Raw genomic sequence first — 17,156 nt, 5'->3', positions numbered from 1 at the left:
TCACCATTCACCACGCTCACTTGAGCAGCAATGCGACCCCGGACCGGACCAATCGGGCATTGCGCCCTTTCATGCATTACGGTCAGACACCGGGCTTTAACACCGGGTGTCCGCGGAAATACCAAAAGTTTTCCCTGAGGCCCGCCGCAGGGTGACTCGTTGTCGCCTACCCGCTATGTCCGCGGACACCGCAGCGTCACCCGAGCCACCCCCGCCTCGGCCGCCTCAGGTGTGAGGTCAGGCCCACTCGGCAGCATGGCGAGCATCGGGGAAGGCATCGTCCGCGGAGACACGCCCTCGTACCCCAGGGCCTTCATCCCTTCCTGGGACGTCAGGCGGTACTTCACGCCCTCGTCCGTCACCAGGTACGTGGTGTCACCCAGTTTGCTGCCGCTCGCGCTCAACGGCGTCACCAGCGCGCCCGTCCCGGGCCGCACGGCGATGGCGTCGACCTTCAGGCAGCCAGCCAGGATTTCGGGTGCCGGTGCCTGCACGGCCTGCGGCAGAGCGCTCCCTGGCAGCAGGGACGTGCCCACCCGCACTCCGCTCTCCGCCGAGTCGACGTCCGCGCAGGCCACGGAACCGGCAGTCACCTCGACCGCCTCGGGCGGAGTCTCGGGCAGCCCCGTCGGATTCACCGCGCCGTCCTTGGAGGCAGGCGCGGTATGTCCGGTCAGCGCGTCCGCCCCGAGCTTCGCCACCGTCGCGTCGTCTCCCCCGTACGCCTTCTCACGGGTCGCCGGGTCACCCAGCAGCAGAGCCGCACCGGTGGCCGTGAGCGGGACCAGTCCCTCCCGCGTGAGCAGGTGGTACCGGGGAGCGGACCCGGGCACGTCGACGAGGAAGAGCTGGCCGGTCTTCGTGCTCCGGCCCCCCAGCGAAGGCCCGTTCGCACCCGCGCCGGGCACGTCGGCGGGGGCCAGATCAGGCCCCTGGGGGAAGGCGTCGAGGAACGCCGCCGAGACGGGGCGCGGTGTGACGCTTCCGTATCCAAGGGCGTCGGCCGCGTTGGCCTCCTTGTCCAGCCGCAGCCGGCTGCCCTGCCACAGCAGGTAGGTGGTGCGGTCGGGGCCGGCGACCAGCACGCCCTCCTTCTCCCCGAGTCGTCGCCCGCCCGGTACGTCCTGGGGCTTGTCCGTGCCGAGGGCGAGCGTCGTGTTCGCAGTGACCACGCCCGTCGTCCTGGGGCTGACGCCGGAGCACACCAGCCATGGCTTGTTGTCCAGATCACCGCTGGCCGGGAGGGCTTCGGGGCCGTTCGGGATGCCGACGGCCGCACCGTGCGGGGTGCCCGCGAGCGAGCCCGTACCCACCGTCTTGACGCTCAGGTCACCGCCGGATATCAGCTGAGCCGACGCGTAGTTGCGCACCGGGCGCAGCCGTTCGTCCAGATACAGGTAGCGCGCGCCCGTCTCCTTGTCGACGACCAGGCTCTGGGACGTGCGCCAGGAATCGTTCCCACCAGGCTTGATGAGCCCGAAGACGAAGGCCCCCGCGCATACCAGCACAGCGATGAGCACCCCTATCACGGCCCCGCGGTTGGTTCTGCCCAGGGGACTCTCCGGGGCGTCGGGCTCGGCACGCAGCATGGCCGAGGCCAGCCTGCCCATGACGAAGAGGTGCGCCTGTACTTGGTCCCGTTTGTTCTGCATGTCGCCGTTCTCCTGGGTCGGATCAGCCGTTGATGCCGCGCAGGGCGCCGTAGACACCCATCGACCAGAGCGTCAGCGGCAGGATGCTGATGGCTGCGAGCGAGTGCAGCAGTTCCGCCGCGCGTCCCCAGTACGGCAGCAGCCGCCGGCCGGGCACGGTCCATGAGGCGATCGTGATCGCGGCCGCCAGGCCCATCAGGCCTGCCGTCAGGGTGAGCCGGCCCCCCGGGTCCACGGAGCGTGCCGCCCCGAACAGGAGCAGGGCGACGCCCCAGGCACCGGCCGTGGTCAGCGCCAGCCTCTGCCAGACGTTGCCCAGCCCCCTGCTGTGGAGCAGCAGCAGGAGCGACAGCGCCACGACGGTGAGGATCCTGGCGAGGTCGGGCCCGGCCATGAGCACCGCGAGGCACGGCAGACAGACCAGGCCGATGGCTCCGTAGAGGGCGGTCATCCAGCCGTCCGCCACCATGGAACGGGCTTCGACGTCCGAGGGAGGATACGGGTCGATGCTCTGCTGCAGCTGCTGGACGTTGGTGGGCAGCGGCGGCATCCGCATGCCGGAGAGTCTGAACGACAGGGTGGGGACGAAGCCGCCGAACAGTACCACCACGACAGCGACCAGACCGGCCGCATGTCCCGGTGCCAGCCCCAGGGTGATCAGCGTCGCACCGAGCGCCCCCGCCACGGCGACGGAGGCCGCGCCGAGGAACAACGCCGGGTACACGCCGACCGCTGCGAGTGCGAGCACCGCCGCTCCGCCGCCTGCCGCCGAGGCCGCCAGCAACCGGGCGCCCAGTACGGCTTCGCCGTCGGCGCCGCCCAGGTCACCGCCGGGCAGCAGCCAGCCCGCCAGTGCGAAGTAGGGGGCTGCCATGAGGCCGAGCACCGTGCCCGCGCCCGAGTCGCCGACGGCACGGGTCGCCGAGCCCGCCCCGGCGAGCAGCAGCAGACCCGCGGCCGAGGCCGCGAGTGCCCGCAACCAGCCGGGAAGCCCCGGCATGGCCAGCAGTACGATCCCCAGCGTGAGGGTGGCCACGGCCAGCCCGTGCAGCAGCCGTCTGCCCGCCAACGCGCTCCAACCGTGCGGCCGCTGCTGCATGGTGGTCGAGATGCCGTCGACCAGGTCGTCGAGGTCCACCTCGGGCAACGCGTCGTTGCGCGGGCGCAGATAAAGATCCTCGCCGTCACGCAGACCGAGGGAGTCCAAGGTACTCTCAGGATCGAGCGGTGGGCCGCCGAGACGTTGCAGCACCCAACCGCCGTGCTCCAGGCCGGATTCCTCCAGGTTGTCGCCTCCGTAGCTGATCACAGTGGGCAGCAGATCAGCGACGGGGACATCGGAGGGCACGGCCAGGTCGACGGTTCTGGCCGGAGCACGCACGGTGACGCGGCAGAGGCTCGCCGCCTGGATTTCAGTCATGGGCTTCGGGTTCACGCTTTCTGGCGGACCGCGGGATTCGCGGTGCTGGAAGGTGGAGGCGGACGCCGGCCGGTCGTTGAGAGCTGACGGTGAAGGAAAGCCGGGGCGCGGTACCGCAGGCTGAGTTTGGCGGTTGGCCGGTCCTTTTCGCAACACCACCGAGAATTCAGCCCGCTACGGAGCCCGAAAGCCCTTCGGGAAATCCCGGCTGCCACCACACAGGACTCTGATTCATATGCCACGTGAAGCAAATCTTCGTCGCTTCACCGAACTCTGGGACGAGGCCATTCGTTGAGCGTGATTCTGTTCCGCAGGCCGGCCCGCCGCCGAGGCCCGGAATTGCCGTCGGGAGACGTGAGTCTTCAGGAACCGCCGACACTTCCGGAAGTCGTGCCGGACAGTTCCGCGATATGGACATACCTGCCGATGGCGTTGATGTCCGTCTCCATGATGATGATGTTCATGCGGCCGGGTATGGCCGCGTCCAGCGGCGGGTTCATCTATATCGCGCTCGGCATGATGGTGCTCGCCTCCGCGGGCATGATGCTCGGTCAGGCCATGAAGGCCTCCTCGGAGCGCAAGCAGCGGACGAAGGGAGAGCGCCGCGACTATCTTCGCTATCTGCGGCAGACGCGGCGCAAGGTGCGGGGGTCCATCGTCGATCAGCAGCTGGCCCTCGCCTGGCGCCACCCCGAGCCCGCGGCGCTGTCGTCGTACGTGCGCTCCAGCCGGCTGTGGGAGCGCCGGCCGGCTGACGAGGACTTCGCGGAGGTCCGGATGGGCGTCGGTGACCAGCGCCTCGCCATGAAGCTGACGCCGTTGTCGACCAAACCCGTCGAGGACCTGGAACCGCTGTCCGCGCACGCGCTGCGCAGCTTCACCCGGGCCTACTCGACCGTGCGTGACCAGCCCGTCGCGATCTATCTGCGGGCTTGGTCGAAGGTGCTCTTTCGCGGGGACGAGGAGGCGACGCGTGGTCTCGTGCGCGGCCTGCTCGGCCAGCTGGCCGTCTTCCACTCCCCCGACGACCTGTGGATAGCGCTGTGCGTGTCGGACGAGCGGCGGGCCGAGTGGGAGTGGGCGAAGTGGCTCCCGCACAGCCTCCACCGGCACGAGGAGGACGGCGCCGGACCGACCCGCATGATCACCTCGGCGTTCAACGAGCTGGAGAGTCTGCTCGGCGCCGAGTTCCTGGAACGTCCGAGCGCGGACCCCGACGCGATCCTGGGACGCGAGGAGCCCTACACGGTCATCGTGTTCGACGGCTGCACCGTGCCCCAGGGGCACCGGTTCGACGGGCCCGGTTTCCGCAACGCCGTGGTACTCGACCTCACCGGGGCCCTCACCTGGAAGCCCGGACGCACCACGCTGCGTCTGGAGCTCGACGGGGACAGCGTCGCGCTGGTGCGCACGGACCGCGACCGTAAGGAGGAGTCGACGGTGCTCGGCACCCCCGACCGGTTCGGCCCGGTGGGCGCGCTTGCGCTCGCCCGGCTCCTCGCGCCCTACCGCATGAGCTTCGGCGGCGACGACTCCCGGCCGCTCGCCAGCGATGTCGAGCTGACCGCGCTGCTGAACATCCCCGATCTGCACCATCACGAGCCCGCCACGCTGTGGGAGCGGCACACCGGCAGTGCCCGGCTCCGCGTCCCCATCGCGGTCAGCGCCGAGGGCAGGCCCGTGGAACTGGACATCAAGGAGTCCGCGCAGGGCGGCACGGGCCCGCACGGCATGCTCATCGGCGCCACCGGCTCCGGCAAGAGCGAACTGCTGCGCACCCTGGTCCTCTCGCTGGCCCTCACCAACTCCTCCGAGACACTCAACTTCATCCTCGTCGACTTCAAGGGCGGGGCCACCTTCCTCGGCCTCGACGAGCTGCCGCACACCTCCGCGGTCATCACCAACCTCGCCGACGAGGTCTCCTTGGTCTCCCGCATGCAGGACGCCCTGCACGGCGAACTGATCAGGCGGCAGGAACTGCTCCGCGCCGCCGGGAACTACACGTCCGCCCTGGAGTACGAGAAGGCACGGCAGGCCGGGGTCCCGCTGACACCGCTGCCCAGCCTGTTCGTCGTGGTGGACGAGTTCAGCGAACTGCTGTCCGCGCACCGCGACTTCATGGAGCTGTTCGTCATGATCGGCCGGCTCGGGCGCAGCCTCGGCGTCCATCTGCTGCTCGCCTCGCAGCGGTTGGACGAGGGCCGGATGCACCAGTTGGAGAGCCATCTGTCGTACCGGATCGGCCTTCGCACCTTCTCCGCGATGGAGAGCCGCGGTGTGCTGGGCGTGCCGGACGCCTACCAGCTGCCCGGCCAGCCGGGCGCCGGCTTCCTCAAGAGCGGTGTCGACGCGCTGACCCGGTTCCGGGCGGCGTACGTCTCGGGTCCTTACGAGCGGCGCCGCGCCGTCGTCCAGGCGCAGGTGGCGCGCCAGGTGGTGCCGTGGACGGCGGAGTGGGTGGTGCCGCGTACGCCTGCGGACCCGGACGCCACGGCCGGGGACGGCCCGGAGGAACCCGGCGAGCCGGGTGCCGACGAGGGGAGCGGCGAGACCCTGCTGTCGGTGGCGCTCGACCGGCTGCGCGGCTCGGGGCCGCCCGCCCACCAGGTGTGGCTGCCGCCGCTGGACACGCCGGCCACCCTGGACCAGATCCTGCCTCCGCTGGCTCCTCATCCGCAGTACGGGCTCACTACGGCCGACTGGCCGCTGCGGGGCCGGCTCACCGTGCCTGTGGGCATCGTGGACCGGCCGTTCGACCAGCTCCGTGACCTGCTGACGGTGGACCTGTCGGGGGCCGGGGGCCATGTGGCCATCGCCGGCGGCCCGCAGAGCGGCAAGAGCACTCTGCTGAGGACCCTCATCACCGCGCTCGCCCTCACCCACACGCCCCGGGAGGTGCAGTTCTACTGCCTGGACTTCGGCGGCGGCACCCTCGCCGCGATCAGAGAACTCCCGCATGTGAGCGGGGTGGCGGCGCGGGTGGACCCCGAGCGGGTGAGCCGTACGATCGCGGAGGTCACCGCGCTGCTCAGTCGCCGGGAGCGGTTCTTCCTCGAACACGGCATCGACTCCATGCCCACCTACCGCAAGCGGCGCGCGGCCGGCGAGTTCCCCGACGAACCGCACGGCGACGTCTTCCTGGTCGTCGACGGCTGGTCCACCGTGCGGCAGGACTTCGACCGGCAGATACCCACCTTCAACGCGCTTGCCGCCCGCGGACTCAACTACGGCGTCCACCTGCTGCTCACCACCGCCCGATGGGTCGAGCTGTCGTCCTCCGTGCGCGACCAGACCGGCACCCGGCTGGAGCTGCGGATGGGTGACGCGATGGACTCCCAAATCGACTCCCGAAGGGCGGCGGCGATCCCGCGCGTCCCCGGGCGGGGCCTGACCCCCGAGAAGCTGCACTATCTGTCGGCGCTGCCGCGCGTCGACGGGGTCGAGGACGCCGACGACCTCGCCGACGGCATCGCCGGGCTGGTCGCCGCGATCAGCGAGAGCTGGGCGGACCCCGCAGCACCGCAGGTACGGATGCTGCCCGCGAGCCTGCCCGCCGGTGGACTTCCCGCGCCGGACGGCGAGATCGGCCTGCGGATGGCCATCGGCCTGGACGAGAACGACCTCGCCCCCGTGTGGCACGACTTCGCAGAGAACCCGCACATGATCGTGGTGGGCGACTCCGAGTGCGGCAAGACCAATCTGCTGCGTGTGATCGCCAAAAACATCACTGAGCGGTACACACCCGCCGAGGCCCGCATCATGACGGTGGACTACCGGCGGGAGCTGGTGGAGGCCGTTCCGGAGGCGTACCGGCTCGGGAACGCCGTGTCCCTGGACATGCTCAAGGAACTCGTGGACGGGGCCGCCAGGGCGGTCAGGCAGCGGGTTCCGGGAGAGGACATCGCCCCGTCGCGGATGCGGCAGTGCGACTGGTGGACGGGACCGCGGCTGTTCATCCTGGTCGACGACTACGACATGGTCGGCAGTGGTCCCATGACACAGCCGTTCGCGCCGCTGCTCGACCATCTGGCGCTCGGCCACGAGGTCGGCCTGCACATGGTCGTGGCACGCTCCTCCGCCGGCGCCGGGCGCGGCCTCAACGAGGCGCTGCTGCGCAGGCTCCTGGAGATCAACACGCCCGGTCTGCTGATGTCGTGTCCGCCGAGCGAGGGGTATCTCTTCGGCAATGTGAAGGGGCGCGAGCTGATCCCGGGCCGGGCCGTGCGCATCGCGCGGCGCAGGACGCTACAGGTGCAGACCGCCCTGCTGGATGATGAGGGCTGATGTCTCGCACGCGGTACCCGGCCCCGTTCGCCCCGGCTCCGGCCGGGGCGGGCACCCGGCTCCTGCGCTCACGCGGAGCCGGCCTCGCGTCCGGCCGGAGTGTCCTCCTGCCCCCGGCCCGGCGGCAGCCAACTCCTGGCCCGGCCACGCGGGATCACCGCGGCCATACCCCCCAGCAGCAGGACGATCGCCAGTCCGGCGCCGGCGACGGCCAGGGCCCTGTTCCGGGGGCCGGCGTCGGCGGGCTCCGGCAGCCGCGCGGGGACGGCCTTCGCGGCGGGGGCCGCCTTCCCCTGCTCGGGAACGACGGACAGTCCGGCGTAGGGGTCGAGCCGGGGAATGTCCGCCGGATAGGCGGTAGCGAGCAGTTGCCGGGAGACCTCCGCCGCGGTCAGCTCGGGCCGGTAGGACCGTACGAGTGCGGCGGCCCCCGCCGTGGCGGCCGCGGCCAGCGACGCGCCGGAGCCGATGTAGTGGCCGGAGCCCGCCGGGCCGACGCTGACCATGGAGCTGCCGGGCGCCGACAGGTCCGGCTCATAGGCGGGCGGAGCCTTGTCCTGGCGTACGCCGCCGGGACCGGAGTCCACGACGGCCAGCACTCCCGGCACGGCGGCCGGCCAGTACGGCCCCTGCGGCATCTCACTGTCGGCCCCGAGCTCCTCCTTGGGCACCTCGTCCGGAGCGGCGGGGGCGATCACGAGGGCGTCGTGCTGCGCGGCGTAGGCGACGGCGGCGGTGAGTTCCGCCTGTCCGGTGCGCAGGGTGTGGCCCACATAGATGACCTGCGCGCCCTTGTCCGCCGCCGTGCGAATCCCGGAGGAGACGCGCGACGTGGACGGCACACCTTGTTCGTCGGTCCCCCGCAGGGCGATGACCGTGGCTTCCGGGGCGACCCCGATGACGCCGCTGCCCTTCTCCGGGGCGGCCGCGATGAGACCGGCGGCGAAGGTGCCGTGCCCGACGCAGTCCTCGCCCGCATCCTCGACGGGCGTCACCCGCCCCGTCAGGCCGGGAACATCGGAGGCGACACCGGTGTCCACCACCGCGACGGTCACCCCTGCTCCCCGGGAGAGCCGCTGGGCCTGCTGCAGCCCGAGAGCCGACTGCGACCACACCGCTCCGGTGGCCGTCTGATCCGAGGCCCCGGTGCACGGGGCACCCTCGCCGACGCTCAGCGGCAGCGGAGGCAGCAACGTGGTGCCCGGGTCGCCGTCCGAAGTCGCCGACAGCCCCTCCTGCGCGGCGATGGCGGGCGCACCGGTGACCGGAAGGACGACCGCGACAGCGAGCATGAGGCCCGCGAACCTGGTTTTCATCGCGCTTCGCATCTTCACATGATATGCGCCTGCCATACTCAGGCGCAGCTTACGGATGGCCAAAACCCCAGGAACACAGGGAGGTTCGAGGCGCGTGGCACGGCACATACTCACGGTCTGCCCGGAACGGACGGACAGTTTCCAGACGATCGGTGAGGCACTGGCCCAGGCGCGCACCGGTGCGGTGATCCGGGTGCGCCCCGGGCGCTACACCGAGAACCTCGTCATCCGGAACCGGGTGACGATCGTCGCCGAGGGCGAGCCCGGAGCCGTCGAGATCAGCCCGCGCGCCGGCACCGCCGTCACCCTCATGGCCGACGCGGTCATGCTCAGCGGCCTGACCCTGCGCGGACGCGACAAAGAACAGCCGGTCGTGGACGTACCAGCAGGCCAGGCCGCCCTCGACGGCTGCTCCGTGACCGGTGCGGGGTGGACGGCACTGCTGGTGAGAGGCAAGGGTTCGCTGGCCGCCCGCGGCTGCAGGGTCAGCAATCCCGGCGGCGCCGGGGTCGTCGACTCCTCGGAGACCGAAAGCGTCATCGAGGACTGCGTGTTCGAGAACTTCGGCAGCTCCGCGGTGGTGATCGGCGAGACAGCACGCCCCCTGATCCGCGACTGCCGGATACGCGGTGCGCGGGGCAACGGCGTCCTCGCCAACGGCGAGGCCGGGGGCACGGTGGACAACTGCGACATCTCCGGCACCGACAAGCCTGCCGTAGCACTGGAGGACCACAGCTCGACCCGGGTCCTGCGGTCCACCGTGCATCACACCTCGGTGGGTGTGCTCGTGAGCAGCGTCTCCCGCCCCGAGATCGAGGACACCTCGTTCGACTCCATCTCCCAGAGCGCCGTCATCATCTCGGGCGGGGCCGACCCGTTGCTGCGCCGTTGTGTCACCCGGCGCACGAAGCACAGCGGACTGCTCGTCCTCGACCGCTCCCGCGGAACTCTGGACGAGTGCGCGTTCCACACCTCGGCGCAGCCCGCCATCCGGATCATCGAGGGCAGTTCCCCCACACTGAGGGACACGGTGGTCAGCGACTGCGCCGACACCTCGGGGTCGGTGCTGCTCGCGGACGACTCCACGGCCGAGTTCGACCGCCTGGACGTACTGGACGCGGCCGGGGTCGGTATCTCCGTACGCTCCGCCGCCAACCCCCTGCTGCGCCATGCCAGGGTCACCGGGGCGGGCAGCCACGGCATCGAGATCACCGACGCCGGTCGCGGCCGTCTGGAGCACTGCACGATCGAGTCCGCGGGCGGCTGTGCGCTGAGCATCGACGACGACGCCGAACCCGAGGTCAGCGACACGGTGATGAGCGCCTCCGCCCGCTCGGGCATCATCGTCGGCGAGCGCGGCCGGGGAACCCTGCGGGACTGCGAGATCACTGACAGCGCCGACGCGGGCATCGGCGTGCGGGACGGTGGCGAGGTGACGCTGGACCGGGTCCGGGTTACCGGATCGAAAGCACACGGAATCCAGGTGTCGCACGGCGGCCGGGCCACGGTCACCGCCTGTGAGATCACGGGCTCCACGGGCGACGGCATACGGGTCGACAGCGCCGAACCGGTCAGCCTCACCCGCTGCGTGGTGCGCGACAACCGGGGATCCGGACTGCGGCAGAGCCGCTCCGGCGAACGGCTCGCCGTCGAGTTCCTGACCAGCGCGGACAACGGCGCGGCGGACAGCTGGGGCGAGACGGCCGGGACGGCGGGCGAGAACGGGGCCCAGGGCGGGGACCTCAAGGGGCCGCCCGAACCGGAGACTCCGCTGGCCGAACTGGGTGCGCTCATCGGCCTGGAGAACGTCAAGCATCAGGTGAACACGCTGGTCAACCTCAACCAACTCGCGGAGCGCCGCCGCCGGCTCGGCATGCCGGTCCCCTCGATGAGCCGGCACCTGATCTTCGCCGGGCCGCCCGGCACCGGAAAGACCACCGTGGCCCGGCTGTACGGGTCCATCCTGGCGGACCTGGGCATTCTGCGTTCCGGGCACCTGGTCGAGGTGGCCCGCGCCGATCTGGTGGCCCAGATCATCGGTGGTACGGCCATCAAGACGACCGAGGCCTTCAACAGCGCGCTGGGAGGGGTGCTGTTCATCGACGAGGCCTACACCCTCACCCCCGAAGGATCGTCCAACGACTTCGGCCGCGAGGCCGTCGACACCCTCCTCAAGCTCATGGAGGACCACCGCGAGGACGTGGTCGTGGTGGCGGCCGGCTATTCCGAGCAGATGGAGTCGTTCCTGTCCGCCAACCCGGGGCTGGCCTCCCGGTTCACCCGCACCATCGAGTTCGGCAACTACGCGGTGGAAGAACTGGTGACCATCACCGAGAGCATGGGCGTCCAGCACCAGTACGAACTCGGGCCGCTGACCCGGGAGGCGCTGGCCGTACGGTTCGAACAGATGACGCGCGACGCGTCCTTCGGGAACGGCCGGGCGGCCCGCGCGGTCTTCGAGGACATGGTGGACCGGCAGTCGTTCCGGCTCGCGTCCATGGCGGACCCGGGCGAGAAGGACCTGACCCTGCTGCTGCCGCAGGACGTCGGGGACGCGGAGGCGGCGACCGTCGGCGGGACCTCACAGGGAGCGGACGGCGCGGACGACCCGATGGCCGAACTCGCGGACATGGTGGGTCTCGAGGCGGTGAAGAGGGAGGTCACCGACCTGGTCAGCCTGCTGTCCAACGCCCGGCAGCGGTCCGCGGCGGGGCTGCCCACCTCAAAAATCAGCAACCATCTCGTCTTCACCGGGCCACCCGGCACCGGAAAGACCACCGTGGCCCGGCTGTACGCCAAGCTCCTGCACTCGCTGGGGGTACTGCCCCGCCCCGGCCTGGTGGAAGTGGCCCGGGCCGACCTGGTGGGCCAGTACGTCGGACAGACCGCTCAGCTCACCAAGGAGGTCTTCACCAGCGCGCTGGGAGGCGTGCTGTTCATCGACGAGGCCTACACCCTCACCCCCGGGGGATCGTCCAACGACTTCGGCCGCGAGGCCGTCGACACCCTCCTCAAGCTCATGGAGGACCATCGCGACGAAATCGTGGTCATCGTCGCCGGATACACCGAGGAGATGGAGCGCTTCCTCGCGTCCAACCCCGGGCTGGCCTCCCGATTCTCCAAGTACGTGGAGTTCGAGGACTACAGCACCGAGGAACTGGTCACCATCGTCTCCCGGCACGCCGCCGCGTCCGGTTACGAGTGCGGCGCCGACACTCTCGCGACGCTGCGGGCGCACGTGGACACGATCCCCAGGAACCGCTCCTTCGGCAACGCCCGGCTCGCACGCCAGTTGCTGGAGACCATGATGACCAGCCAGGCCCGCCGGCTGGGCGGCCTCCAGTCGCCGAGCCTCGCCGACCTCACCACTCTGCTGCCCGAGGATCTGCCGCACCGGGGCCACCCCGCGCAGAACCGGCAAGCGGCCCTGTGAAAGGCATTCGCGCACGGGGGCGTGGAGTGGGCCGACCGGAGCAGCGCGGCGAACTTTTGCCGTAGCGTGACACGTTCAACGTCCCTGGCCCTCTCCCACCGTGGCATCGTCGGGAATTCAAGGTGATGCCTCACCGGCATCTGCGCCGCATGGGTGGCGCGCACCCGACCGAAAGTTCTGGTTCTGATAACTATGGCAAGTGCGCAATCAGTTGAAGTAACCTCGCGGCGACGAGGCATACGGTCCCCACTGGCGCTGGCGGCCGCATCGGCCGGCGCGCTGATGCTCGCCATGGCCACCGCCGGAACCGCCAGCGCGGACACGGTGCCAACCCCGCTCGTTGTCAGGCCTGGTGGTGGGGTTACTCAGGGGGTTTGCCTGGACGTCGTGGGCGGCTCCTCCGCGAACGGCGCCCCGGTCCAGGTATACGAGTGCAACTCCACCCCCGCCCAGAGGTTCATCAAGGTCACCGCCGGCAGCACCATCCGGTCCGCAGCCACCGGCAAGTGCTTGGATGTCGCTGGCGGCGCCACAGCCAACGGCTCCAAGGTGGACATGTACAACTGCAACGGCACCGGTTCACAGGTCTGGCTGAACCGCCAGACGGAGCCGGGGGCCCCGAACATCTTTTACAACCCTCAGTCCAACAAGTGCCTCAACGACCCTAAGGGGTCCCTTTCGGGGGGCCGGGTAGAGATCTGGGACTGCACTGGCTCCAACAACCAGCGCTGGCAGCAACACACGAGCCACTGACCTGGGCTGATACGTAGGCTACGACCGCAGCGCGCAAGCCCGCAGCAAAGTGAGGCTTCGCCCGCGGGACCACAGAAGCCGGACTCGCCACAGCGGCCGTCCTTCGCGCGATGTCGCTCAACACTTCAAAGCGTGAAGGACGGCTGTCCTGCTGCCTCACGAAGAAGACAAGAACAACAGGCCGAGTGACACAGCGAGGTCGAACAGAGAGCTCAGGGCTGTTGAGCCGTCACACTCCTGATCCGCCGCGCCTGTCTGACCAGTTGTGACGAGCCCGAGCGCGCCGCCACCTCGTTGACCTCCTGTATAGCCCCACGGGCTCCGCACCGCTCCGCGCATTCGGCCGCGACCGTGAGCACGGCGGTGAGGCCGTGTGGCGCTTCGCCCCTCAGCAGGAGAGGGATGGCGGCCGAGAGCACCGCCCAGACCGTGGCGTGCGCGCCGGTGCCTGCCGCTTCTCGCAGCGTCGCCGCGAACCGCTGGGGCTTGAGCCGGCGGAGGTGGGTCAACTCGGCGATCTCCAGGCCGAGCTGGTCCGTGTCGAGCTGTCCACGAGCGGCCAGGACGAGCATCGCGTCCACGGCGAACAGCTGCTCCTCGACGCGCCGTGCTCCAAGGCCGTACGCCAGGAGAAGGTGGGTCGCGGGCCCGGCCGGTCCGCCCGACTCGGCCAGCGCGGGCAGCACGCGCGCGTCCCCTCCGACGCCTTCACGCTCGGTCAGGCCCGCGAAGGTCAGCAGCATCCGCCCGGCGATGATCTCCCGGTGCTGAGGCAGGAGGGCGAAGTCGTCCGGGGAGCACTCCACGTCGCCTCCGCACGTGCACGGGCTCCCGACGGGGTCGTGCGCACCGAGCAGACTGCGGAACGGCTCGGGTCGGTCCTCGTACCCGGGAACGGCCTCGGTGCGGACCAGTACCGCTGTGTGGGGGCTCCCCGGCCTCAGCGGCCCGGTGGTGCGGGAGACGGCGGGATCGGGCAGCCCACCCGAGGCGAGCCAGGCGGCGAGGCGCCGCCCCGCCGGAGACGTGAGCTTCGCGGCGGCCGCCCGTGCCTCGGGCGGCACCTCCCGGTCGAGCCGCAGCAGGGCCTGGTCGAAGTCGGCCTGGCCGGGTTCGGTTCCGGAGCGCTCGTAGACGACGAGCCGCTCGACCAGCTCCGACGGGTCGATGGTCCCCGTCGACCAGGTGGGCGTGGCCAGCAGGAACGGCAAGGGATCATCGCTCATCCGCGCCCCGATCTCGGCCGCGCGGATGCGGGGGACGGACCGGAACGCCGAGTGCGGGCACTGGTTGTCCTGGGCCTGACGGCTGATGAAGCCCAGGTCGTTCGCCGAGGCCGTGCCCATGACGGACAGGACGACGCAGTAGAGCCAGTGCCAGCCCTGAATGGCAGCGGATCTGTACCCCAACTCCCGGCGCTCGGCCCGCCGCTGCTGTGCCACGACCGGTTCCAGGGCAGCGCGCAGGGCCGCGAGATCGGCGTGGGCATGCACCACGAGACCGTTCAGCGCCCGCTCCTGCTGCGACTGGGTGCCGTGGCCACGCAGCAGCGCGCCGACCTCCTCTGCGAGCTCGGCGCAGGTGCGGTGTGCCGGCTCAAGGCGCTCGGCGCTCGGCACGGGCGGCAGCGTGTCGCTCTCCGCGGCCGGAGCGTCGGTCCCCTCCCCTGCCACGGCGTTCCCTGCTATGGCGTCGCCGAACACCTCGTCCGCGCGTGTACGCAGATCGGGGGCGAGCTGCGGTGCGCTCGCCGCGAGTTCGGCCAGGACGGCGCCGCTCGCGTGCTTGCGGTGGCGGACGGCCAGGGCGAGAGACCGCTCCTGGAGGCTGTGCTCCTCGTGGCCGAAGGCTTCGGCGGCCACAGGAAGCAACTCGTCCGTGCGTGACCGCTCACGCCGCATCGCCTTGTCGAGCATGGCCAGCTGGGCCCGCACGATCTTCTTCTCCGGCCGGAAGAGGGCGGCCCGTGACGCCTCGACCAGGTGTTCACTCTCCAGGCGGCCCGCCTCGTCGAGCCCGGCCAGCACCTCCTGGGCACGCCCCGCCGTCAGCGCGGGGGTGTTAGGCACCATCCGCACCCAGGTGAGCGTGTGCGCCGCCCGCTCGTCCTCGGTCAGGTCCAGGGCGGTCAGCAGGGCGAGGAAGCCCTTCACGATTCCGAGCCTGCCACCGCGCAGCAGCCGCGAAAGACAGCCGTCGATCAGCATCTCGCGGCTGAGCAGCCCCTCCTCGGCCAGCCCGGCGAGCGCCTCCGGCCATCCGTGTGCGTACTGGAGGTACGAGCCGGCCTCCGGCACCTCGAAGAGCCGGGGGATCATCACCGTCAGGAACGGGTCGTCACGGAGACTGTCCTTGATCGTCATGCCATCGCCCGGGACGTGGACCTCCCAGCCGAGGACGAAGCCGTCCGTGGTGGGAGGCTCGCAGCCCGCGGCGCTCACGAGCTGTGCGATCAGCGGGTACTCCTCCTCCGCGACGGTGCGGCGCTCCGCCAGCCGGTGCGCCACCTGGCCCAGCCATTCGGGGGCGCGGCCACTCAGCGCTTCGAGGACCCGCGAGGGATCGCAGTTGACCCATCTCAGCTCGGCGTCGGCGAGCCATTGGGCCGCCGCCGCCGCGCCGGTGCAGCACCCCGCCCCGGCGAGCAGCAGCGCCGCGCGTATGGCCAGGTGGCCGTCGTCCACGTTGTTCGACGTGTTCGTGCGCCACGACTTGAGCACCGGCAGGCACGTGCGCCGCTCGGCGTCGGTGAGCACGCCGACCAGCTCGGGGACGGCTTCGTCGCGGCCCGCACGCACGGCGTCCAGCAGCTCGCGCAGGCCCCCGGTGGCCCCGTCAGGGATGTCGTAGGTGATGCTCTCGCTCAACGTGGGGCTCCGGTGGTGGTGCTGGTCGTGTGCTGGGCGGCGGTCGTACCGTGTGACTCCGCACGGCGGACGATGCGGACGGCGAGGGCGTGCTTGCACGGTCCGCGGCCGCCGCGGTATTCGGCCCACCAGCGGCAGGTACAGGTCAGGCGTCCCTCGGCGGACCTGACCCGGTGGAAATGGTCGTCGACGACGACCGTGGCCAGCTCACCGTCGAGGTGCACCGCGCCCGCCTCGACCAGGGCGTGGGCGGCGCGCAGCCGGGGGTTGTGGCGCTCGGCCCACCCGGTGTCGTACGGCAGCTCCCGGTGGAAGTACGCCGCTTCCGCCACGTCGTAGCCGACGCGCCCGGCCGTGCCGAGGCGGGTGAGCGCGGCTCTTACGCGCCGCGGGGTGAGCCCGCACTGCACGGCCAGGTCGGCGATGTCGACGGTGGGCTCCCAGGCGAGCAGGACCGACACCAGCTCCGCGTCCCCTGCCGACTCCTCCTCCGCCAGGGCGTCCAGGACGCCGCCCTCGCCGGAGAAGCCCCGCGATGCGTCCGGGGACAGGGTGAGGGTGAGGCGCATCCCGGGGAGCCGCACCTCCCACGCGCTCGCCACGGGGCCGCTGCCCGTGGTGACGGCTGGCCCGTGGATCCGCAGACCCGTCGCATGGCGCAGCACCCGGGTCAGCGCAGCGAGCCGTTCAGGACCCGGCAGGCAGACCGCTCCGGGGACCGGCCGGGTGGTGGCGCGCAGCGAACCGCCTGCCGGGACGACCCAGCGCGCTCCCCGCGACGCGCCACGGGAGGCTCCGGGACGCGGCAGCGACCGGAGGAAGCGCACGGCCTCGGCGGAAGAGAGCTCTGCGCGCAGGTCGAACCCCGGGGTGATCACCTGTGTCTCGGCGAAGCCGCGCAGCCATCGGTCGGGCAGCGGCACCTTCTTCTCCACCACCGGACCGTCGAAGGTGGTGACGGCCAGCGCTTCGGGCCCGACCTCCAGATACAGCGGATCGTCCGGGCCCACGCGGATCAGGGCTTCCCGGAGCGGGTTGTTCACATCGATGTTGGTCGTGCCGTGTCCGATGTCGTCGCCGTCGAGGGCGTCGCCCAGCATGTCGAGGCGTGCGTACACGCCGCAGCAGCCGGAGAACGACTCGAACCGCAGCCGGTTTCCGTTCCCGGTGACCACCGGATCCAGCCATGCGGTGCGGGGCGGCTGGTAGTAGCGGGCGGCGGCGACGTCCGCGACACACAGCAGGCCGGCTGCGGCGACCTGAGGGCGGGCCAGGAAGCCCTGGAAGAAACGCGGATGCGCTTCCTGCCCCGCCGGTGTGGCGCCGCCGGAGGTCTGGAGGCTGAGCGTGCGGCCCTCCGCGGTGCGGTGCACCGCGGAGGGGCGGAGATAGGCGTACGTCTGTGAGGCCTGCGTCATGACCCGGACGCTA

At 70.9% G+C, this 17,156-nt stretch carries 8 protein-coding genes; 3 read left to right on the top strand and 5 right to left on the bottom strand.

Annotated features, from left to right (window positions below; all coding sequences use genetic code 11):
- Positions 1 to 173: 173 nt before the first annotated feature.
- Together eccB and eccD are read right to left on the bottom strand one after the other, a co-directional pair.
- Positions 174 to 1,652: a type VII secretion protein EccB gene (gene eccB / locus ACIREO_RS33500; protein WP_404117110.1), complete on the bottom strand. Its 1,479-nt coding sequence runs from the start codon at positions 1,650 to 1,652 to the stop codon at positions 174 to 176.
- A gap of 22 nt (positions 1,653 to 1,674) precedes the next feature.
- Positions 1,675 to 3,072, bottom strand: coding sequence for a type VII secretion integral membrane protein EccD (eccD, locus tag ACIREO_RS33495; protein WP_404117107.1), 1,398 nt, complete (start codon positions 3,070 to 3,072; stop codon positions 1,675 to 1,677).
- A 297-nt stretch (positions 3,073 to 3,369) separates the two neighbouring features.
- On the opposite strand from eccD, the gene eccCa reads away from it, so the two are divergent.
- Positions 3,370 to 7,356, top strand: a complete 3,987-nt coding sequence (gene eccCa, locus ACIREO_RS33490) for a type VII secretion protein EccCa (RefSeq protein ID WP_404117150.1) — start codon at positions 3,370 to 3,372, stop codon at positions 7,354 to 7,356.
- A gap of 68 nt (positions 7,357 to 7,424) precedes the next feature.
- On the opposite strand, the gene ACIREO_RS33485 is transcribed toward eccCa, so the two are convergent.
- Positions 7,425 to 8,684 (bottom strand): S8 family serine peptidase, encoded by a 1,260-nt coding sequence (locus tag ACIREO_RS33485; RefSeq protein WP_404117104.1) that lies wholly within the window; start codon positions 8,682 to 8,684, stop codon positions 7,425 to 7,427.
- 82 nt (positions 8,685 to 8,766) lie between these two features.
- Here ACIREO_RS33485 and ACIREO_RS33480 point away from each other — a divergent pair, with 82 nt between their 5' ends.
- Together ACIREO_RS33480 and ACIREO_RS33475 are read left to right on the top strand one after the other, a co-directional pair.
- Entirely contained in the window at positions 8,767 to 12,105 is a 3,339-nt protein-coding gene (locus tag ACIREO_RS33480; RefSeq protein ID WP_404117102.1) for a right-handed parallel beta-helix repeat-containing protein, read from the top strand.
- Between the two features lie 291 nt (positions 12,106 to 12,396).
- Positions 12,397 to 12,858, top strand: a complete 462-nt coding sequence (locus ACIREO_RS33475; protein WP_404117100.1) for an RICIN domain-containing protein — start codon at positions 12,397 to 12,399, stop codon at positions 12,856 to 12,858.
- A 212-nt stretch (positions 12,859 to 13,070) separates the two neighbouring features.
- Here the strand turns inward: ACIREO_RS33475 and ACIREO_RS33470 are convergent, their stop codons facing one another.
- Positions 13,071 to 15,725, bottom strand: a complete 2,655-nt coding sequence (locus ACIREO_RS33470) for a DUF6493 family protein (protein ID WP_404117098.1) — start codon at positions 15,723 to 15,725, stop codon at positions 13,071 to 13,073.
- The gene (locus ACIREO_RS33465) at positions 15,722 to 17,143 is read right to left on the bottom strand and encodes an SWIM zinc finger family protein (protein ID WP_404117096.1); all 1,422 of its coding nucleotides are present in this window, start codon (positions 17,141 to 17,143) and stop codon (positions 15,722 to 15,724) included. Before ACIREO_RS33465 ends, ACIREO_RS33470 begins: the two co-directional genes overlap by 4 nt.
- Positions 17,144 to 17,156: the final 13 nt, after the last annotated feature.

The sequence above is a fragment of the Streptomyces sp. NPDC102441 genome (assembly GCF_044765585.1).
GTDB lineage: Bacteria > Actinomycetota > Actinomycetes > Streptomycetales > Streptomycetaceae > Streptomyces.
The sequence above is the reverse complement of the archived record's forward strand: the minus strand, read 5'-3'. Positions and strand labels throughout refer to the sequence as shown.